This is a genomic window from Rhodococcus sp. IEGM1428, assembly GCF_050321865.1.
Taxonomy (GTDB): Bacteria; Actinomycetota; Actinomycetes; order Mycobacteriales; family Mycobacteriaceae; genus Rhodococcoides.
The window spans coordinates 80,284-99,565 of the sequence record NZ_JBNQFW010000004.1 but is presented as its reverse complement, the minus strand read 5'-3'; the positions used below and the strand labels follow the sequence as shown (position 1 = coordinate 99,565).

At 63.5% G+C, this 19,282-nt stretch carries 20 protein-coding genes; 10 read left to right on the top strand and 10 right to left on the bottom strand.

Going from position 1 to position 19,282, the window contains the following annotated elements; translation table 11 throughout:
* The 3 genes from manD to ACQR3T_RS18705 are packed head-to-tail and all read right to left on the bottom strand — an operon-like array spanning position 1 to position 3,235.
* On the bottom strand, positions 1–1,218 hold the full coding sequence (gene manD / locus ACQR3T_RS18715) for a D-mannonate dehydratase ManD (protein ID WP_428694474.1): 1,218 nt from the start codon (positions 1,216–1,218) through the stop codon (positions 1–3).
* A complete protein-coding gene (locus ACQR3T_RS18710) occupies positions 1,215–2,222 on the bottom strand; it encodes a 2-hydroxyacid dehydrogenase (protein WP_428694473.1) in 1,008 nt (335 codons plus the stop codon). The genes manD and ACQR3T_RS18710 overlap by 4 nt, the downstream gene beginning before the upstream one ends.
* Complete coding sequence (locus tag ACQR3T_RS18705) at positions 2,219–3,235, bottom strand: LacI family DNA-binding transcriptional regulator (protein ID WP_032379267.1); 1,017 nt, start codon at positions 3,233–3,235, stop codon at positions 2,219–2,221. The genes ACQR3T_RS18710 and ACQR3T_RS18705 overlap by 4 nt, the downstream gene beginning before the upstream one ends.
* A gap of 153 nt (positions 3,236–3,388) precedes the next feature.
* Between ACQR3T_RS18705 and ACQR3T_RS18700 the strand changes: the two genes are divergently transcribed.
* The 3 genes from ACQR3T_RS18700 to ACQR3T_RS18690 all read left to right on the top strand — a co-directional run bounded on the left by ACQR3T_RS18700 (position 3,389) and on the right by ACQR3T_RS18690 (position 5,883).
* Positions 3,389–4,318: an aldo/keto reductase gene (locus ACQR3T_RS18700; protein ID WP_428694472.1), complete on the top strand. Its 930-nt coding sequence runs from the start codon at positions 3,389–3,391 to the stop codon at positions 4,316–4,318.
* Positions 4,319–4,511: 193 nt separating this feature from the next.
* Entirely contained in the window at positions 4,512–4,874 is a 363-nt protein-coding gene (locus tag ACQR3T_RS18695; protein WP_428694471.1) for an STAS domain-containing protein, read from the top strand.
* Positions 4,875–4,986: 112 nt separating this feature from the next.
* Entirely contained in the window at positions 4,987–5,883 is an 897-nt protein-coding gene (locus ACQR3T_RS18690; protein ID WP_428694470.1) for a glucose 1-dehydrogenase, read from the top strand.
* On the opposite strand, the gene ACQR3T_RS18685 is transcribed toward ACQR3T_RS18690, so the two are convergent.
* Both ACQR3T_RS18685 and ACQR3T_RS18680 read right to left on the bottom strand, forming a co-directional pair.
* Positions 5,876–7,495, bottom strand: a complete 1,620-nt coding sequence (locus ACQR3T_RS18685) for an MFS transporter (protein ID WP_052070832.1) — start codon at positions 7,493–7,495, stop codon at positions 5,876–5,878. The two genes, ACQR3T_RS18690 and ACQR3T_RS18685, sit on opposite strands and share 8 nt — an antisense overlap.
* A gap of 92 nt (positions 7,496–7,587) precedes the next feature.
* Positions 7,588–8,181: a TetR/AcrR family transcriptional regulator gene (locus ACQR3T_RS18680; RefSeq protein ID WP_428694469.1), complete on the bottom strand. Its 594-nt coding sequence runs from the start codon at positions 8,179–8,181 to the stop codon at positions 7,588–7,590.
* 112 nt (positions 8,182–8,293) lie between these two features.
* Between ACQR3T_RS18680 and ACQR3T_RS18675 the strand changes: the two genes are divergently transcribed.
* The 5 genes from ACQR3T_RS18675 (at position 8,294) to ACQR3T_RS18655 (ending at position 13,597) form a co-directional block, all read left to right on the top strand.
* Entirely contained in the window at positions 8,294–9,982 is a 1,689-nt protein-coding gene (locus ACQR3T_RS18675) for a nitroreductase family deazaflavin-dependent oxidoreductase (protein ID WP_032379272.1), read from the top strand.
* A 41-nt stretch (positions 9,983–10,023) separates the two neighbouring features.
* Positions 10,024–10,977: an ABC transporter substrate-binding protein gene (locus ACQR3T_RS18670; RefSeq protein ID WP_032379273.1), complete on the top strand. Its 954-nt coding sequence runs from the start codon at positions 10,024–10,026 to the stop codon at positions 10,975–10,977.
* 93 nt (positions 10,978–11,070) lie between these two features.
* The gene (locus tag ACQR3T_RS18665) at positions 11,071–12,042 is read left to right on the top strand and encodes an alpha/beta hydrolase (RefSeq protein WP_428694468.1); all 972 of its coding nucleotides are present in this window, start codon (positions 11,071–11,073) and stop codon (positions 12,040–12,042) included.
* A gap of 9 nt (positions 12,043–12,051) precedes the next feature.
* Positions 12,052–13,101, top strand: coding sequence for a helix-turn-helix domain-containing protein (locus tag ACQR3T_RS18660; protein WP_428694467.1), 1,050 nt, complete (start codon positions 12,052–12,054; stop codon positions 13,099–13,101).
* 7 nt (positions 13,102–13,108) lie between these two features.
* A complete protein-coding gene (locus tag ACQR3T_RS18655) occupies positions 13,109–13,597 on the top strand; it encodes an SRPBCC domain-containing protein (RefSeq protein WP_032379276.1) in 489 nt (162 codons plus the stop codon).
* 1 nt (position 13,598) lies between these two features.
* On the opposite strand, the gene ACQR3T_RS18650 is transcribed toward ACQR3T_RS18655, so the two are convergent.
* Positions 13,599–13,880, bottom strand: coding sequence for a DUF7218 family protein (locus tag ACQR3T_RS18650; protein WP_032379277.1), 282 nt, complete (start codon positions 13,878–13,880; stop codon positions 13,599–13,601).
* Between the two features lie 113 nt (positions 13,881–13,993).
* On the opposite strand from ACQR3T_RS18650, the gene ACQR3T_RS18645 reads away from it, so the two are divergent.
* Together ACQR3T_RS18645 and ACQR3T_RS18640 are read left to right on the top strand one after the other, a co-directional pair.
* Entirely contained in the window at positions 13,994–15,112 is a 1,119-nt protein-coding gene (locus ACQR3T_RS18645) for a hypothetical protein (RefSeq protein WP_428694466.1), read from the top strand.
* Positions 15,113–15,171: 59 nt separating this feature from the next.
* On the top strand, positions 15,172–15,879 hold the full coding sequence (locus ACQR3T_RS18640) for an enoyl-CoA hydratase-related protein (protein WP_032379278.1): 708 nt from the start codon (positions 15,172–15,174) through the stop codon (positions 15,877–15,879).
* A gap of 7 nt (positions 15,880–15,886) precedes the next feature.
* Here ACQR3T_RS18640 and ACQR3T_RS18635 read toward each other — a convergent pair whose 3' ends face one another.
* From ACQR3T_RS18635 to ACQR3T_RS18620, 4 genes are all read right to left on the bottom strand, one after another.
* On the bottom strand, positions 15,887–16,915 hold the full coding sequence (locus ACQR3T_RS18635; RefSeq protein WP_032379279.1) for an LLM class flavin-dependent oxidoreductase: 1,029 nt from the start codon (positions 16,913–16,915) through the stop codon (positions 15,887–15,889).
* Between the two features lie 83 nt (positions 16,916–16,998).
* A complete protein-coding gene (locus ACQR3T_RS18630) occupies positions 16,999–17,217 on the bottom strand; it encodes a hypothetical protein (protein ID WP_428694465.1) in 219 nt (72 codons plus the stop codon).
* 305 nt (positions 17,218–17,522) lie between these two features.
* Positions 17,523–18,704, bottom strand: coding sequence for an alpha/beta fold hydrolase (locus ACQR3T_RS18625; RefSeq protein ID WP_428694464.1), 1,182 nt, complete (start codon positions 18,702–18,704; stop codon positions 17,523–17,525).
* Between the two features lie 60 nt (positions 18,705–18,764).
* Entirely contained in the window at positions 18,765–19,097 is a 333-nt protein-coding gene (locus tag ACQR3T_RS18620) for a putative quinol monooxygenase (protein ID WP_052070833.1), read from the bottom strand.
* Positions 19,098–19,282 lie beyond the last annotated feature (185 nt).

Genomic DNA, 19,282 nt, shown 5'->3' with positions numbered 1-19,282 from the left:
TCACCAATCCGTCATGGAGCCGTCGAGGCGACGCGCAACCGGTAGATATGCGGGCTCGTACGGGTATCTCGCCGCCAACGACTCGTCCATGTCGACGCCGAGACCGGGCGCATCACCCGGGGTGAGGTAGCCGTCGGCGAACGACCATGCGTGCGGGAAGACTTCGTCGACCAGCGGGTCGTAGCCCATGAATTCTTGAATGCCGAAGTTCGGGGTCGCCATTCCGAGGTGCACGCTCGCGGCGAGGGTGATCGGCGAGACGTCGGACGGTCCGTGGGGCCCGCAGCGCACCTGATGCACCTCGGCGAGCGAAAAGATCTTGCGCACATGGCTGATGCCGCCGGCATGCGCGATGGCGACGCGGATGAAGTCGATCAGCTTCTCGGAGATCAACTGCTGGCAGTCCCAGATGGTGTTGAACACTTCACCGATGGCGAGCGGGGTGGTGGTGTGATGACGCACCAGCCGCAGGGCGCTCTGGTCCTCAGCGGTGGTGACGTCCTCGAGCCAGTACAGGTCGACGTCTTCGAGCGACTTACCCAGTCGCGCAGCCTGTTGCGGTGTCAGTCGGTGGTGCGCGTCGTGCAACAACTTCAGTTCGGATCCCACGTGGTCGCGCACAGCTGTCAGCACTCCGGGGACGTGATTGAGGTAGGCGTCGGTATCCCACACCTCCTCCACCGGAAATGCTCCGCGCCCTGCGGGTTCGTAGCCCTGCGCTCCCCGGTGCACGCCGTACACGGAATCCAGTCCCGGCACCCCGGACTGGGCGCGCACCGCACGAAAGCCCTGAGCCCGACGCCGATCGACCGAATCGATCAGTTCCGAGGTTTCCCAGCCGGTGGCATGGGTGTACGAGAGAATGCGGTCTCGGACGGCTCCGCCGAGTAGCTGGTACACGGGTTGGCCCAGCGTCTTTCCCTTGATGTCCCACAGCGCGAGATCGACTGCACCGATCGCGGCCATCGTCACCGGGCCTCGACGCCAGTAGACACCGCGGTAGAGGTACTGCCAGGTGTCCTCGATGCGCGCTGGATCTCGGCCGATGAGCAAGGGAGCGACGTGATCCCGTAGGTACGACGCCACGGCAAGTTCCCGGCCGTTCAAAGTCGCATCGCCGTAACCGACGACGCCGTCAGCGGTGGTCACTTTGAGGGTGACGTAGTTGCGAGCGGGGCTGCAGACGATCACGTCCGCGGCGATGATCCGATCGGTCATGAGATCGGCACCTCTGCGGTGAAGTTATCTCCGGCAACCACATTGGTCAGGGGTTCGCTCTTTGCGAGTCGACCGATGTTGGCAGTGATGTCGTCGACCCTGCCCTGAAAGGTTTCACCGGTGATGCCCGAGGAATGGGGTGTCATGAGGACGTTGGGCAGGGTGTGAAACGGACGCGGCGAGGGCGCACCGATGCCATCGGGCGACGGGTAGTCATACCAGACATCGATGGCGGCACTGCCGAGCGATCCGGTGGACAGCCCCTCGAACAACGCGTCCTGTTGCACCAGTGGGCCACGTCCGACGTTGATCAGTACCCCGTCGGGTCCGAGGGAAGCGAGTTCCGCGGCACCGATCATGCCGGTGGTGCGCTCGTTCAGTGGCGCGGACACCACGACGACGTCTGCTTCGGTCATGAGATCGGAGAGGCGGTCCGTCGATGCAGCCCAGGCCAATCCGTTCTCGGCCGCATTCACGGATCCACTGCCGGTGACCGCGATGCCAGTGCACCCGAACGCCCGCAGCAAGGCCCACGATCGAGCGCCGATGTGACCGAAGCCCACGAATCCGACGGTAGCCGAACCCAACGAACTGGACTGCCGAAGTGTCCGGTCGTAGACCGGAGACGACCACCGGTCTTCTCGCAGTTGCCGGTCCTGCTCGAGGAATCCGCGGCGGAGCAATACTGCCGTTGCGGCAACGTACTCGGCAATCGAACGCTCGTGGTGAAAGGTGTTGGCCACCAGGGTGTGCGGACTCAGGGCGTCGAAGTCCACGCCGTCGGTGCCGGCTCCGGCGACATGCACCAATCGCAGCTCCGGCGACGCCTCGGCCAGGGCGGCCGGGAACTTCCCGCCGACGTACACGGTTGCATCGGCGATGTCGGCAGCAATCGCATCGATGTCGAAACTGTCGTGCCAAGACAGGTCGACGCCGGGGGCGACCCGATCCTCGAATCGTCGGCGATGGGGCAGAAGGTTGGAATCTGCGATGACGACCTTCACTTCGAATCGTCCTTTCCTGGAACGAGAGTGCGGTTGTGGACGGGGCCGGACGAGCCCCGGACCACGAGTTGGGTGGGGAGATGAATGGTGCGCGCCGGGGAGTCGGGTTCGGCTGCGCGTTGGAACACCAGATCGGAGCTGACGAGGCCCGCCCGGCCCATCGGAACGTTGATGCTCGTCAGCGCAGGATGCGCCAGCTCGGCGAGAGGCGAATCATCGATGCCGATGACGCTGAGGTCCCCGGGAACCGTCAGACCCATCGACCGGACTCCGTTCATGACGCCGATGGCCATGGGGTCGTTGTGAGTCATGACCGCAGTGGCTCCAGTGGCGACGACGCTGGCAGCCGCGGCGTGACCGCCCGCCAGGGTTTCCTGCTGCCAACCCAGAACGTCCAGCACGATTCCTCTTGCCGCACAGAACTGTTCGACGGCGTCAACGCGTCGCTCGTTGGACCAGGACCGCGGTGATCCCTGGACGTACGCCAGATGCGAATGACCCAGAGCTGCGAGGTAATCCACGGCCTGCCGAATTCCATCCTCCGAATCGGCCACGACGCAGTCGCATTCTTCCGAGGATCGGTTGATCAGCACCAGCGGGGTATCGCCGGCAAGTTGCACGATGTCCTCCGCGGGCAGACGTGGCGCACAGACGATCAGCGCGTCGACCCGACCCTGCAGCTCCCCGATCACCTCACGCTCCCGATCGGAGCTTCCGTCGGTATCGGTCAGAACGATCGTCTGCCTACGATGCCAGCCCTGAGCCTGCGCGGACTTGACGAAGCTCGCGAAGACGGTGTGGCCGATATCGGGCACGACGACAGCAACTGTAGTTGCGGCAACACGGGTGTCCGACGATCGGCCCGAGGCCGCGACGTAGCCGATCTCGTCGGCGACGGCGATGATGCGGGCCAGTGTGTCTGCACCGATACGATCCGGATTGCTGAAGGCGCGCGACGCCGTCGACAACGACACACCTGCTTGTTGAGCCACCTGCGTGAGGGTGGGTGCCATGGTTCACCTCGAATGTCGTTTGTGATTCCGAGCACAACACTTGCAGGTATTGCGCAATATTGTCAATACCTTGCGCAAACGCCTGGAGGTAGCGGCCCACCCGTCTTCGACAGACTCGACCCGACAGCTCGACCGGCGAACAGGAGATCCACCGTGCGCACCTTTCCCCTCCCCCAGACCGGCGCAAGCGTCTCGAGCATTGTGCTGGGGTTCATGCGCATCACCGATCTGGACGAGAACCAGATCAGAAGGTTGGTGGACACCGCCCTCGACGTGGGCGTCACCGTGTTCGACCACGCCGACATCTACGGCGGCACCCCGCACACGTGCGAGAAGCGATTCGGAGATGCGGTGAAGCTGACTCCGGCCCAGCGCGAGCGCGTCGACATTCAGAGCAAAGTGGGCATTCGCGAAGGCTGGTTCGACTTCTCCAAGGATCACATCGTCACCACGGTCGAAGAATCCCTCACTGCACTCGGTGTGGATCATCTGGACACGTTGCTGCTGCATCGACCGGACAGCCTCGTCGAACCGGAGGACGTGGCGGCGGCGTTCGACGAGCTGCACGCGTCGGGCAAGGTCCTGACCTTCGGCGTCTCCAATCACACACCCGGACAGATCGAGTTACTGAAAACTGCTGTGAAACAACCGATTCTGTTCGATCAAGTGCAGCTGAGCATCGTTCATTCCCCCTTGATCGCGGCCGGCCTGACCGCCAACATGCGCTCGGAGGATCAATCGATCGATCGCGACAACGGATTGTTGGACTACGCGAGGGCGCGCGGCATCACCCTGCAGGCGTGGTCGCCCTATCAGAGTGGCAGCGCCTCCGGCGTCTTCGTAGGCGACCGAGTGAATTATCCCGAACTCAACGCCGCACTCGATGAGATTGCCGAGTCGCACGGCTCGACCCCGTCGGCGATCGCGACAGCGTGGATCACTCGGCATCCCGCGAACATCCAGGTTGTGCTGGGCACCACGAATCCCGATCGAGTGGTCGAGGCCGCCGCCGGTTCGGACCTGCGTTTGACCAGGCAGGAGTGGTATCGGCTCTTCATCGCCGCAGGTCACACCTTGCCCTGAGCGTCGCTCAGCTGCCTCACATCCACCGTTACCAACCCGTTATTCACTCGCTACCGCTCCGTGATGGAGAGGCCTCGATTCGGTGACGTTGCGCTGTCAAGATTGCCGCACGGCATACGACGGAACCTGTAGCCCTCGGGTTCCACCCAGAGCATGCCGGTCGCTAGGCCATCCGAACTGAGAGGTTCGCACCGTGACTGTCACCGACCACCTCGAATCTCGAATCGCACCCATCGTGCGCAGCCGTCCCGGCTACTCGATCACGACCGAGTCGTACTCGGCAGACCTGACTGTCGTCCGGGCAACCGGCGATCTCGAGCTGAACTCCCGTGCCGATCTGGAACACACAATCCGGGAGGCCTTGCACAAGGAAACTGTTGTGCTGCTGGACTTGTCGGCGGTGTCGTTCATCTACTCCGGGGCAGCCAGCGTGATCATCGACGCCGCTTCCCGCAGCGCCGGCCGGCTCGAAGTTTTCGCACCGACGCGGCCGGCGCGCATGATTCTCGAAGCCTTGGGTGCAGCGGCGATCGTGACGGATCCGCGCCGGTACTGACAGCTCAGGTTTGCAGAAGGCCGTATCCGGCAAACCCTCGGTGGACAGCGACTCCGGGGCGGCTCTCGTATCGCCGTCCGGAGCACTTCATGCACCGAGGCGAGGATCGACGATGTCCGACCAGTTCAGCAAGACCGACCCCACTGCCGCATTCCCGATGCCGGAGCGGGCAGAGCAGCATCGCTTGGACCACCCCGGGTTGACGCGCGAGATGGTGACCGCCCCCGATCACGGCGAGAACTCCTACCGGGGATCGGACCGTCTGCACGGTCGCAAGGCCCTGGTCACCGGCGGAGATTCGGGAATCGGGCGGGCCGTCGCACTGGCTTTTGCTCGCGAAGGGGCCGATGTCGTCATCGCCCATCTCGAATCCGAGGGTTCTGACGCGCAGGCCACAGTCGACCTGATCGAGAGTGCCGGCCGAGCAGGCAGGGCGATCGCGTGTGACCTGACCGACGAAGAGCAGTGTGTCCAGCTGGTGGACACCGCGTCCGACGTTCTGGGCGGGCTCGATATCGTCGTCAACAATGCCGCGTTTCAGATGGCTCAGATGGGGGGCATCGCCGACATCACCACCGAGCAGTTCGATCGCGTACTCAAGACCAATCTGTACGCTCTGTTCTGGATCTCCAAACGCGCTGCGGAAACCATGGACGCAGGCGCGACCATCATCAACACCACCTCGATTCAGGCATCGAATCCATCGCCGGAGCTGATGGATTACGCCACCACCAAAGCGGGAATCGTAGCCTTCACCAAGGGTCTCGCCGGCGACCTGGCAGCACGTGGGATTCGAGTCAATGCCGTTGCACCAGGACCGATTTGGACCCCACTGATCCCGGCCACGATGCCCGCCGAGAAGTACGAGAAGTTCGGCGAGACCGTCCCTCTCGGACGACCCGGCCACCCCGCGGAGCTGGCTCCGGCGTATGTGTTCCTGGCATCGAACGAGTCGAGCTACATCACGGGCGAGACCATCGCCGTCACCGGCGGCACGCCCTTCAACTGACCCCGTCGGCGTCCGTGTGGTCACGCCACGCCAGAAGCACACCGCCACCCTCGGGGCGTCGCCACGGCAGGAACATCGCAACAGCGATTGCGCACGCCATGGCGGCTCCGACGGTGACGAACGATGCGAGCTGAAAGCCTTCCAACGAGGCCGCCTTCATCGCGTAGATCAGGTCCGCCTTCTGCGTCGCGAAGATCGGGTTGGTGGGCGCTTTCACGATCTCGATGACGCTGACAACCGTTTCGCGAGCGAACGCTTTTTGGTACGGCTCCATGATCGCGTCAGGTATGGCGTCGATTCTCGGACTCACCTGTGCGGTGTAGATCGACGCGACGATCGATCCGAGGACGGCAACTCCGAGGGTTCCGCCGACCTCCCGGGTGGTGTCGTTCACCGCGGAGCCCGCACCTGCTTCGTCGAGCGACACCGAAGACATGATCGATTCGGTGGCCGGGCCTTGCACGATTGCCAAACCGAGGCCCATCAGGACCATCGACACCACGACCGGTCCCAGATAAGGGGTTTCGACCTTCACCTGGCCGGCGATGAACATCCCAACGCTCATCACCACCAAGCCGAAGACGATCACGGCCGTAGTTCCGATGCGCTGTGCGATCACCGTAGCCATGGGTGCGCCGATCGCGATGGACACCGCGAAGGGCAGAGAGTGGATGCCGAACTGCAGCGGCGTCAGCTCCATCACACCTTGGAAGTACTGGGTGATCATGAACAGGAAGCCGAACATACTGAAATAGGCGACGGCAATTGCCAAGGCCGGCAATGAGAACCGCCTGTTCCGAAACAGATTCAGGTCGAGCACCGGGGATGGCGTCCGAAGCTCCCACCAGACGAACCCCGCAAGGGCGACCGCACCGGCAACGTAGGCAACGACACTCGTCGCAGACAACCATCCATTGTGCGGCGCTTCGATGATCGCCCACACCAGCACTGTGATACCGGCCAACGACAGTGCGATACCCAGCGGGTCGTATTTCCCGACGTGCTCGGCCCGCGATTCCGGAACGCACCACACAGCCGCGATCAGAACCAGCAGCGCCACAGGAACATTGATCCAGAACACCGAGTGCCACGAGAAGTGCTCGAGCAGAAAGCCGCCTGCTGTGGGGCCGATTGCGATCGCGAAACCTGCCATCGCGGTCCAGGCGGCGATGGCCAGCGCACGCTCCTTGGCGTCGGTGAAGATATTGATGATCAGCGCGAGGGTTGCCGGGAACACTGCTGCCGCACACACACCCATCGCCGCCCGAGCCAGGACGACCTGCCCCAGATCCGCGGCAAGAGCGCCGCCGACGGACATGACCGCAATACCGGCCAGCCCGAGAATCATTACTTTTTTGCGGCCGTAGCGATCACCGAGGTGACCGAACGCAAGCAACAGTCCGGCAAACGTCAGCGTGTACGCGTCGACCACCCACTGAAGGCCGCTGATATCGGCACGAAGCTGCAACCCCATGGAGGGCAGCGCCACGTTGACGACGGTGTTGTCGAGAACGACGAGCAACTCGGCTGCGCAGATGACGAGCAGTGCCAGGTATCGCCGACTCCGCGGCGGGGCATCTGCGCGGTGACGGGAAGTTGTAGGCAACGACATCAGGATCCCTTCGACTATGACGATCGGCATAGTTCTCGAATGGAAAGTAACTGTAACTGAGCGTTATAGCAACAGCGCCGACTGCGACCGACTCACGGACGAGGAGGGTTCGACGCGTCCAGTACTGCCCCGAGCAGGGCCAACAGTTCGGTTTCCGTCCGGTCCAGAGCGGTAATGGATCGCTGCGCCTTGGCCACGATCAGCGCGCCTTCGATGGCGGCGATCGAGAAAGTCGCCAACGTGTAGGACCGCTCGCGGGCCAATCCGCGCTGCCACAGAGACGCCGCGATCACGTCCTCCCAGGACGAGAAGGACTCACCTGCCGCCGCGACAGCGGCCGGCGCATGCAGCCCCTCGAGCGCAGCAGGCGCGACCGGGCACCCTGCAACGTAATCCGTCGCCAGCAGCTCGCTGCGGAATCCGTCGATGATCGCCCGTACGGTTGCCGCCGGACCGGCCGAAGCCAGGCCGGCCGAGATCATCGCGCTCATCGCGGCACCCGCGGTTCGCGTTGCCTCCTCCACCAGCTGAGGCTTCCCCCCAGGGAAATGGTGATAGATCGAGCCACGCGGCGCGCCCGCGTGATCGATGACGTCGGCCAACGAGGTGGCTTCCACTCCACGCCGACGGAACAATTGCGCGGCGCTGCGCAGCATGTCTGCCCGCGCGCTACTCCGATTGGCCATTCGAACCCTTCTGGACCGTTATTGACGTAACGCGGAGTTACACCTAGAGTCGCGATGTCTATGCTGCTGAGCATAGCCCGCAACGGCTATCCACTGGAATCGGAGCAACGCCATGTCCCCCGACACCGAGGTCATCGACCTGAGCAGCCCTCTCACACTCGCCTGCGGGCAGATCCTGCCGAACCGCGTGATGAAGTCGGCTCTGAGCGAGGGACTGGCGACGGCCGAGCATGCACCCGACTCTCGCCTCGAGACGCTGTACCGCCAATGGGGTGCGGGCGGCTACGGCCTCGTGGTGACCGGCAACGTCATGGTCGACCGATCCCATCTCGGAGAACCGGGCAACGTCGTCATCGAAGACGACCGCGACCGCGACGCACTTGCTCGGTGGGCAAAGGCGACATCCGACGGCGGCGCACCCATCTGGATGCAGCTCAATCACCCGGGCCGACAGGCCAATCCGATCGTCACCCGCACCAAGCCCGTCGCACCGTCCGCCATTGCCCCCAACATCCCGGGCATTCCGGCACCGCGTGCGTTGAGCGAGAACGAGATTCGCAACATCATCGACCGATTCGCCACGGCAGCAGCTGTGGCCGAGTCGGCCGGCTTCGACGGCGTCCAGATCCATGGCGCGCACGGCTACCTGGTGTCTCAGTTCCTGTCGCCACTGTCCAACGAACGCGACGATGCGTGGGGCGGCGACCTCGACGGGCGAATGCGGTTCGTTCTCGAAGTGGTCCGCGCCATCAGGTCAACGGTGTCCCCCAGCTTCGCCGTGGGAATCAAACTGAATTCGGCAGACTTCCAGCGCGGCGGGTTCGGCGAAGAAGAATCGCGGATCACCGTCGAGCATTTGGTCCGCGAATCCGTCGATCTGATCGAAATCAGCGGTGGTAGTTACGAATCCCCCGCAATGATGGGCACCTCGAGTACCCGAGAGCGCGAGGCCTACTTCCTGGAATACGCGCGGACGGTACGCGACGCCGCAGGAACGGTGCCACTGGCCGTGACCGGAGGATTCCGCACCCGTTCGGTGATGAGTTCGGCGGTCCAGTCGGGCGAGTGCGACATGGTGGGTCTCGGCCGTCCCACGGCCCTCGACCCGGCCGTCGCGAACTCTCTGGTCGACGGCACGCTGGATCGGGTCGAGTCGCCGCGCGTAGCTCTGCGCGTCCCGTCGAAGTCCAGCGCGTTCAAGCAGATCAACGGCGCTCTCGATCTGCAGTGGCACACCGACCAGTTGCAACTCATCGGCGCTGGGCGGCAACCGAATTCGAGTCGTCCGGCGTGGAAGACTGCCGCCACGATGGTGCAGCGCAACGGCTGGGACGCGTTCCGCAACCGTCGCGGCACGGGCAATCCGACCAGCGCTGCCAGTGCTGCGAAGTTTCGACACGAGCGCTTGATCGGCAAATACGTCGCGAATCCCATCGTCAACGGATTGACATCCATCGGTGTGACAACCTCGCTGGTGACCGACATCGAGACGGTGGGCCGCAAAACCGGGCTCGCCCGGCGCGTGCCGGTGTCGGCGTCCTTCGACGACTCCGGTGCGTGGTTGATCTCCCAACACGGAACCAGATCCGGCTGGGGAGCCAACATCACCGACGAGCCGAGGATCCGCATTCGCGTGGGTAGCCGGTGGCGCACCGGAACAGCAACGTTCGTGCCCGACGACGACGTCGCCCTCCGAGCACGATCCTTCTCGAACAATCCGGTACTCGGACGCATCATCGGTGCCGGCTTCCGAGCGTTGCAGACCGACCCCATGTCGGTGCGAGTCGAGTACGACGTTTGACCAGTTCTTCACAACTTAATTAGGTTTGGTTTACTTAAGTCGTGAAGACACTCCCCCACTTGTCCGTCGCCCTCGGCGCGGTCCTAGCCGTATCCCTGGTTTCGTCCTGTGGTGCAGACACCGAGCCGGCGGCGACAAACTCGGAGACCCATTCGGTCACAACGCAGTTCGGCACCGTCGAGGTACCGGACCGAATCGAGTCGGTCGTTGTGATCGACGGCCGCCGCGACCTCGACATAGCCTTGGCATTCGACTTACCCATCGTCGGAATGCCGGTGGAAACCGAAGCTCCGCCCGAGATTCCGGGTCCTCTCACCGAGCCCACCAGGATGCTGCTCGCAGACGGAGTGCCCGAGCTGTATCCGCGAAACACCGTCGACCTCGAAGCCATCGCACGCGTCGACCCGGACCTGATCATCGGTCGCGACGAGGTGATCGAAGAAATCCTCGACCAGTTGAGTGCGATCGCGCCGGTGTTGCCGGTGGGCTCCACCGGCACCGGAGTCAGCTGGCAGGAGGACGTGACAACGATCGGCGCGGCACTGAATCTGCAAGACGAGGCCCGAACGATAATCGACGAATACACCGCTCGCGTAGACCAACTCACGACGCAGTACGCCGATGCGATCGCCGATACCGCCGTCCTGCCTGTCAGCACGTCGGAGCAAGGCGGGATCTCGATAGGACGCGACCGGGTGACATCCATTGTGCTGGAGGATGTGGGAGCCCGCTTCGGCTCCGCCTGGACCGCTGCCACCCCGGAGATCGAATACGGACCCGAGAACGTCAGCGCCGCCTCCGACGCAGTGGCGATGATCGCCGCGATCACGTCGGAGGAGGATCTGCAGGCGATGAACGCCAACCCACTGTGGACCGGATTACCGGCGGTGCGCAGCGACCGGATCGTGCGGACCGACAAGTTCACCAACGACGGTGGTCCCCTCACCGCCATGTGGGCCCTCGGCTTGGTGGAGAAGCTCTACGACCCGAGTTGACCGTCGCGTGGTCCGACACCCGTCGGACGGGGTGGACTCGAATTCCTCCACGCGACAAGTGACACAGGCCACACCCGCGGTGATGATTGATGCATGACCAACTTCCCCACTCTCGACCCCGAACTCGCCGCAGCCGTCACGATGCTTCCGAGCATCGATTTCGGCGACGTTCCGTCGGCGCGGTCGACGTTCAGCTCACTCCTCGATGCCATGCTCGCCGATCTCTCGATGGACGGAGTATCTCTACGCGAGCTCACCGTCCCCGGGCTCGACGGTGCTCCGGACGTCGTCGTCCGATTCTTCACGCCGGAGCAGTCCGACGGGCCGGTGCCCGTGTTGGTATGGATCCATGGCGGCGGATTCGCAATCGGGACAGCCGCTTCCAGTGATCCCTACTGCGTGGATGTCGTTCGGGAACTCGGATTCGCAGTGGCGAGCGTCGAGTACCGGCTCGCCCCCGAGACCGCGTTTCCCGGGCCGCTCGACGACTGCTACGCGGCGCTTACGTACATCCACTCGCACGCGGACGAATTGGGAATCGACCCGACGCGGATTGCCGTGGGAGGGCAGAGCGCCGGTGGTGGCCTGGCAGCCGGAACGGTTCTCCGCGCTCGCGACGAGGGTGTCGTTCCGGTGGCCTTTCAGTTGCTCGAGATCCCCGAACTCGACGACCGCCTCACCACCGTGTCGATGACCGAGTTCGTGGATACACCGATGTGGCACCGCCCCAACGCAATCCTGTCCTGGCAGTACTACCTGGGCGAGTCCTACAGCGGACCGAACGACCCGAACGTCTCGATCTACGCCGCCCCGGCTCGCGCCACCGATCTTGCCGGTCTCCCACCGACGTACGTCTCGACGATGGAGCTCGATCCGCTTCGCGACGAGGGCATCGACTACGCGGTGCGGTTGCTGCGAGCCGGAGTGAGCGTCGAACTGCATTCCTTCCCCGGCACGTTCCACGGCTCCGCGCTGCTGGCGACCGCGGAGGTGAGCAAGCGCGGACATGCGGAGGCGTTGGACGCCCTTCGCCGGGGCTTGCGCCTTCGTGTACCCGCCTCGTAGCGTCGGTCCATGCAAGGACTGATGTACCGGCTCGCGGAGCTCGACGCCGACTCCGCGGGTCTGGTGCGTGTGATCGACTATTTCGATGCACTGATCAGGCACGGCGCAGACACGTCCGCGATGCTGCGCGCCAGCGCGGCGCTGGCCGACTGTGTCGTCGGAATTGATATCACCGGAGCGTCCGGCGGACACCGACGGCATGCGCGCTGCGATCCGAAGGGTCGCTGGCTCACCCAGGCCGTCGCCGAACGGTCTGCGACCAAGGACGTCATCGTCGACGACGTGGTGATGGGCTCGGTGTGGATCGAACGGGTGGGCCCTGCACTGGCACTCGACGAGATGCTCGTCGATCGAATGGCCCTGACCGCAGCCATCATTCTGGTGCCCCGGCACACACTGTCCACCGCCGAACACACCCGAGCGGTGTTGTTTCCGATCGACGACATCGCACTGTTGAGTTCGCTGACCGCGTTGCACATCGAGCCGACGGCACGGGTACGAGTTGCCATTGCTGCTGCCGGCTCTCCGACGGAAACCAGCATGCCGACCGCCGGACGATCCACCCCGATCTCGGTGGACGACCACGCGATGTATCTACTGCAGGGTGAACCGTCCGCAGCCCTGGTGGGCTCCGGTTGCATAGGCGTTTCGTTGGCCCTGACGGCGTCCGAACTCCATCGGCATCTCGGAAATGCACGGTTCGCTCTGGCACAGGCCGGCGAGCTCGAGCCGGTGGTGATCGCCGACAGATTCGGCGCATTGAATCTGTTGGCGAGGGGAAATACGTTGGCAATCAGCGATATTCCCGATCTCGTACGCATAGCCGAACTTCGCACGACCACTCACGGGATCGAGCTCATCAGCACCCTCCGCACCTACATGGGTTCGGGCAGCTTGCGTGCAACCGCCGACCGGATGCATCTTCACCACAGCAGCGTCGCGCATCGTCTGGCCAAAATATCGGAGGCGGTCGGCTATCCGGTCGATTCCATCGAGCACCGTGCCCGTGCAACGGCAATGATGATGGTGCTCGACGGCAGTGGTACCGGAGTCGCATAATCACTCGATGGCACCGATACCTACGGGGACACTGAGAACCACCGACACCGGCTTCGCCCTCGAATTGAGCAGAACGATCGCTGCACCACGCGAGGACGTGTGGGCGCGCCTCACCGAATCGTCCCGGACGGCACTGTGGTTCGGTCCGTGGGAGCGCATTTCGGACGACGCCATTCGGGTCACCATGAGTTTCGAGGAGGGCGAGCCGGCCTCGGAGATGATCATCGAAACATGTGAGGCACCGGGCCTCCTGGCAGTCCGAATGACCGGCGAGGGTCAGTGGCCACTCGAGGTCCGCCTGACCGAGAGAGACACAGCGACCGTTCTCGTGCTCGTACACAGCTGCGAAAGCACGGACGGTCTGGGCGACATCGGACCGGGGTGGGAGTACTACCTGGACATGTTCGTCGCGGCCGGAAACGGCAACCCCCTCCCAAGTTTCGACGACTACTACCCCGCCCAGCAGGAGTACTACTCATCGCTGCGCCCGCAATGAATCAGTGGTGTCGGAGCGCGTCGATGAGCTCCTCCTTCTTCAGTTTCGAGTAACCCTCCAGGCCCAGTTCTTTGGCTCTGTCGGTCAATTCGTCCACGGTCCAGTCCTCGTAGGATCCGGACTTCCCACCTTTCTCACCGATCTGCTCCCTGCCCTCCTTCGCAGCTGCGTTCGAGATTCGAGCAGCCTTTTCCTTCGAGTTGCCTTCTTCGCGAAGCTTCTCGTACAGGCCCTGATCCTTCAACTGCGGCTGGTCGTCGGTTTCGTTGTTCTTCGCCGGCATCGGAAACTTCCTCTCGCTGGACTACATCGATTGTTGGAGCCCTACCCGGTGTGCAGGACGACAAACCCATCTACGTGTGGTGTGCATCGAGTGTCATCGGGTAAGCGAACTGGATGCACTTGGATCGACCGGCCTCAGCGGGCCCGGACACCACCGACAACACACACGCCACCGACGCAGACGACGCGCCGCTCTCGGTCGGCGTGGTCAGTGACGACGGCTTTGCGTCGACCGTCGCGTCCGCCATCATCGAGAATTTGCCCGATCACGCGATGATCGACGGGCACCGGCGAGAACTACGGGTGTCCGGAGCATCGGTTCCGCTCCCACCCACCGCAACCGGTGCCGCCCCACTCGGTCAGTGGCTGGCATCGGTGCAAGCCACCGACAACTACGACATCGTGTTGTGTGTGTCGGAGGTTCCTCGCCGTCTGGGGTCGCGCCCGGTGATCGCCGAGATTCGCGGCGGTACGACAGGCGCGCTGTACGTGCCCTCCTTCGGGACACTGGCGGTCCGGCGACGCGCTGTCTCGGCCGCACTGGCGGTGTTGCACGAGTTGATCGAAGCCGACGACCCCTCACGGCAACCACGGAGATACTCTCGCTCTCGCTGGGCTCCGAGTGATTCCGGGGAAGGTGCCGAAGTTCTCCTGACGTCGAGCATATTCGGGCGAATCAGGTTGGTATCGGGAATGATTCGGTGTAATCGTCCGTGGCGATTGGTTCCCACGTTGTCGAGCGCGCTTGCAGCCGCGAGCGCAGCGTCCGCCTTCGGTGTGTTCTACGCGAGCATCTGGCAGATGGCAGCGTCGATGAGCCTAGGACGACTGGCGATGATCGGAGTCACCGCAGTGATCGCCATGACGGTGTGGGTCGTCTTCCCCAATGGGCTGTGGGAGAAACGATCGTTCCGAAGCTCGACGATCGATCGCTGGATGTACAACGCAGCCACCCTGGGAACGGTCCTGACCGGTGCGCTCTGCATGTACGCGCTGCTGTTCGCAGTCGTACTGTTCTCGGCAGCGGTGGTCATTTCGCCGGACTTCCTGACTGCACAGATCGGTCGCGACGCAACTCTTGGTGACTATCTTTCCCTCGCATGGCTCGCCGCTTCGCTGGGTACGGTGGCAGGCGCAGTCGGCTCCTCCGTGGCAAATCGCGAGGACATTCTCGGTGCCACCTACGGTCACCGCGAACTGATACGTCGAGAGTCGGCGAGCGCGTCCTCGTGACCACCGTCGAACCCTCGGCGTTGTGAGTGAGAACAACCATATGTGGGTACGTTCGGGATATGCCATACCTCGAACGAGTTGCCGATGTCTTCGTACTGAACCTCGGAAGCCGAGGTGTCGACGACACCGAAAACCGCATCAGTCCGGATTGGGTTGCCGAGATCAACACCCTGCTCGACGAGGTCCAGGCCAGTTCCGGTGCTGCTGCGCTCGTCACGACAGCGACAGGCAAGTACTTCTCCACCGGAGTGGATCTGTCGTGGGGTGCCGAGAACCTCGACCAGATCAACCGATTCATCGGCACCGTTCAAGAGATGTTGGTGCGCTTTCTGACGCTTCCGATGCAGACAGTCGCGGCCATGCAGGGACACACTTTCGGTGGTGCCGCATTTTTCGTGATGGCGCACGACTACCGGATCATGCGATCCGATCGCGGCTTTCTCTGCTTCCCCGGTGTCAACATCGGCGCGACCTACAGCCCGGGAACCGTCGACATGGTGCGAGCGAGACTGGCGCCGCATGCCTTCCACGAGGCACTCACCACCGGACGCCGCTACGGCGGAGGTGACGCCATGGCACTCGGACTGGTCGACGCCGTATCGACCGCCGATTCACTGCTCGACGACGCCGTCGCTCGCGCCGGCGAACTGGCCGGAACGCGAGGCGACGTTCTCGGCGAAATCAAGCGAACGATGTACGCCAACGAAATTCGGTCACTGCTCAACCCGGTTGCCGGCGTCGACGAGATGGAATGGGCCTCGAACTAGGTAGGCCTCATTTTCCAGTCACGAGGGGCGCGACCTCGGTACCGAGCAATTCGATGCCGCGAAGCAGATCGCGGTGCGCCAGCCGTGGATTGGTCATCTGTAGCGACAGTCGATCCACACCGCCCAGTTGCTCCCCGACTCGCAGAATCTTGTCTGCCACCGTCTGCGGATCGCCCATGAAGAACGCGCCGTTCGGGCCGGAAGTGGCGTCGAACTGTTGCCGGCTCGGTCGGGCGAATCCACGCTCACGGGAGATCTTGGTGAACATCTCGTTCCAGCCGGGATAGATGGTGTCGGCTGCAGCCTGGGTTGTCTCGGCGACGAAGCCGAACACGTGCAGACCCACCTTCAACTGCTCGGGCGGGTGACCCGCTTGCGCGCCGGCGCGGCGGTAGAGGTCGACGAGCGGAGCGAACTGGCGTGGCTCGCCACCGATGATGGCGATCATCAGCGGGAGTCCCAGAAGTCCTGCGCGAGCAAAGGATTCAGGGGTGCCACCTACACCGACCCAGATCGGCAACGGGTCCTGCAGTGGGCGCGGATAGATCCCCTGACGGTTGAGCGCCGGACGGTGCCGACCCGACCAGGTGACTTCCACGTTGTCGCGGATCTGCAGCAGGAGGTCCAACTTTTCGGCAAAGAGCGAGTCGTAATCGGCCAGATCCAGGCCGAACAGCGGGAACGATTCGGTGAAGGAACCGCGACCCACGACCAGGTCGATCCGCCCTTTCGAGATCAGGTCCAGGGTGGCGAACTCTTGGAACACCCGCACCGGATCGTCTGCGCTGAGTACCTTGACGGCGCTACCGAGCCTGATGTTCTCGGTTCGCGCAGCCGCGGCAGCCAGGATGATCGACGGGGCCGAGTCGTAGTACTCACTGCGATGATGCTCGCCGATGCCGAACGAATACAGCCCCACCTGATCGGCGAGTGCGATCTCCTCGAGCAGGTGACTCATCCGCTCCTCTGGAGCGATCACCCGGCCGTCCGTCGGGTCGGTCACGGAAGAAACGAAACTGTCGACGCCCAGATGCACGATGGGACCTTTCGATCGATGATGGACGTATTCGTCAGCGTAGGTGAAACTTCAATTATTCCGCGGCAGACCAGAAGGGGCGTCTATTCTCCCCAGCGTTTCAACTCGTCCCCCGCGAAGTACATCTGTTGACTGCCGCCGAAGCGAACCAACAGTTGGTGCTTCTCCTCGTAGAACCAGACCACGGTTCCGTAGACACCACTCATGGGCCCGCTCAGCGGTGTCACGCCGTCGCCTATTCCGAATCCGTCCATCCCTGCACCGTACCGATCGAGGTTGCCGGAATCGGACAACCTACGCACACTCGCCGTTCTGCTTATCGCCCTCCGCGCTTACGTGCGCGCCGTTCGTCCAGCTTTCGCTTTCCATAGCCCCATGTGATGCGGCCGAGACCCTCGAAGAGTCGGCTGGAGAGACTTCTGCGGCTGCTCATACCGTGGCCTCGTTTCCGGTGGTGATCATGTTCTGTTGGTCCCTTTCTCGAAGCAGCGAGCCTTTCCGGTACGCCGTGTACCTGGTAGCTGCGCCGAGTAAGTCGAATCGAACACGAGCAAGCACACATCGGACATGCGTGATCTACATCACTGACTACGTGCTGGGTATCGAATTACACCTGCGCGACAAGTCGATCGATCCACCCGATCACCTCGGGGTAGGCAGCGGCATTGGCGGCCGGATGGTCGAATGCCGGAACCAGATCGGTTCCGAAGTCCAACTCACGCACAGTGATATCCGTGGCACCAGCGGCACGCCAGCGCTGCGCCAGGAGCCGGCTCTGCTCGATTCCGACGGACCGGTCGTTGATGCCCTGCACGATCATCACAGGTAGGTCGGGTGCGGTGAACCCGACGGTGTTCGCCGTCGTCAGTGGGCCCAGTACGGGACCCACCATCAGCGCGCTCAGCGACGTGCCGTCCGCAGTCAGGTCTTCGGACCGCAGTGATCCGTAGGCGAGCGAGTCGGTGTTGCAGAAGTCCAGTGCAGCATCGAGCGCTGCCCGACCGCGTTCGTTGAAGAGGGCACGTATCTCGTCGGCGCGGTCGGGATGCGCTCCGATCAGGCCGTCGATCGTATAGAGCATCGTCGCGGCCCACGCAGAGCCGTCCTGGCCTTCGACGCGGACCACAGGATCGGTCGGTGCGGCACCGACGAAGGCCCCGACCACGGACACGTCGGGCGCGTACGCAGAGGCGAGCTCTGCGGCGGCAGCCGACGCGACGCCGCCCGCCGAGTAGCCGTAGAGCACGACGGGTGCGTCGGTCTCACGTGCCGCGGCCCGTGCCGAGTCGAGCAGGGCACGTGCGCTGGCGACCCGGCCAAGGAACTCGTACTCGCCGGGTGTTCCGAGACCTTGGTAGTCGGTCGTGACCACCTGGTACCCCTGCGCCAAAAGCGGCAACAGCGCCGGCATCGTCGTTGTCAGTCCCAACTCGGAGGACCCCGAGCAGCGGTCGGCGATCCCGTAACTGCCCGGCGCATAAGCGATCACGGGACGGGGTCCGGGCCCCGTCCACGCACGGGTGGGTGTGATCAGAAGCCCCGACACCGCTACCGCACGATCACGGGGATCGGCAGATCGGTACAGAATGCGCTCGGTGTGCGACCCCAGAAGGTCGAGCTGCGGCACGGGTTCTCGGCGCACGATGGACCCAGGTGCGTACGCCTCCAAATCGGCAACGGGAGCACCATAGAAATCGGCACTACCCGGTGCCGCCGAGACGGGTGCGGCCGACAGAACGAGGGACCCGACAAGGACGGAGAGGGCGAAGGTGACGGAAAGAAGTCTCATCTCGCGGCCAAGTATGCGGCCCCGAGTGCTGATCCGCATTCGCTGTTCGCCGTCTTCCCGCTACTTTCCCGGCTTGATCCACGTCGGGACGAGGGTGCGTACCTGTGGTGCACCGGCCAACAGCGGTGCCACTTGACGTTCGTACTCCCGATAAGCGGGACGCTGGAGAAATGTGACCGCATCCTCGGCGGTGCGATAGTGCTGAAACGCAGTGATGCGATCGGGATCGTCGGAATCGAGACAGTAGTAGTACGCCAGATGCCCGGGATTGTCGAGCACAGCCGGAGCCATGTGCTTTTCCCACAGGGCTCGGACAGCGTCGCGCTGGTTCGGCTGGGTCGTGTGAGAGACGACCACCGTGACGCCGGGGCCGGCCTCGGGTTCTGTTGACATCTCGGTTTCCTTTCGGTCGACGCGTCCAATGCCAGCGATCATGCACCATGGGTCGGACATTCGACTGTGGCGCGATCGTCCGGGAGCCGGACTCGTCCGGCCTGTAGTGTCGCCGATCATGATCATGAGAGCTGTGGCGAGATTGGCGGTCGTCGATGGCGCGGACATCGCGTCGACCGTCTGTG

Bases quoted from the DNA above. Each gene is read 5' to 3' on its own strand.
- manD (WP_428694474.1), bottom strand. From the start codon at position 1,218: ATGACCGATCGGATCATCGCCGCGGACGTGATCGTCTGCAGCCCCGCT.
- ACQR3T_RS18705 (WP_032379267.1), bottom strand. From the start codon at position 3,235: ATGGCACCCACCCTCACGCAGGTGGCTCAACAAGCAGGTGTGTCGTTG.
- ACQR3T_RS18690 (WP_428694470.1), top strand. From the start codon at position 4,987: ATGTCCGACCAGTTCAGCAAGACCGACCCCACTGCCGCATTCCCGATG.
- ACQR3T_RS18685 (WP_052070832.1), bottom strand. From the start codon at position 7,495: ATGTCGTTGCCTACAACTTCCCGTCACCGCGCAGATGCCCCGCCGCGG.
- ACQR3T_RS18680 (WP_428694469.1), bottom strand. From the start codon at position 8,181: ATGGCCAATCGGAGTAGCGCGCGGGCAGACATGCTGCGCAGCGCCGCG.
- ACQR3T_RS18675 (WP_032379272.1), top strand. From the start codon at position 8,294: ATGTCCCCCGACACCGAGGTCATCGACCTGAGCAGCCCTCTCACACTC.
- ACQR3T_RS18665 (WP_428694468.1), top strand. From the start codon at position 11,071: ATGACCAACTTCCCCACTCTCGACCCCGAACTCGCCGCAGCCGTCACG.
- ACQR3T_RS18660 (WP_428694467.1), top strand. From the start codon at position 12,052: ATGCAAGGACTGATGTACCGGCTCGCGGAGCTCGACGCCGACTCCGCG.
- ACQR3T_RS18655 (WP_032379276.1), top strand. From the start codon at position 13,109: ATGGCACCGATACCTACGGGGACACTGAGAACCACCGACACCGGCTTC.
- ACQR3T_RS18650 (WP_032379277.1), bottom strand. From the start codon at position 13,880: ATGCCGGCGAAGAACAACGAAACCGACGACCAGCCGCAGTTGAAGGAT.
- ACQR3T_RS18645 (WP_428694466.1), top strand. From the start codon at position 13,994: ATGCACTTGGATCGACCGGCCTCAGCGGGCCCGGACACCACCGACAAC.
- ACQR3T_RS18640 (WP_032379278.1), top strand. From the start codon at position 15,172: ATGCCATACCTCGAACGAGTTGCCGATGTCTTCGTACTGAACCTCGGA.
- ACQR3T_RS18625 (WP_428694464.1), bottom strand. From the start codon at position 18,704: ATGAGACTTCTTTCCGTCACCTTCGCCCTCTCCGTCCTTGTCGGGTCC.
- ACQR3T_RS18620 (WP_052070833.1), bottom strand. From the start codon at position 19,097: ATGTCAACAGAACCCGAGGCCGGCCCCGGCGTCACGGTGGTCGTCTCT.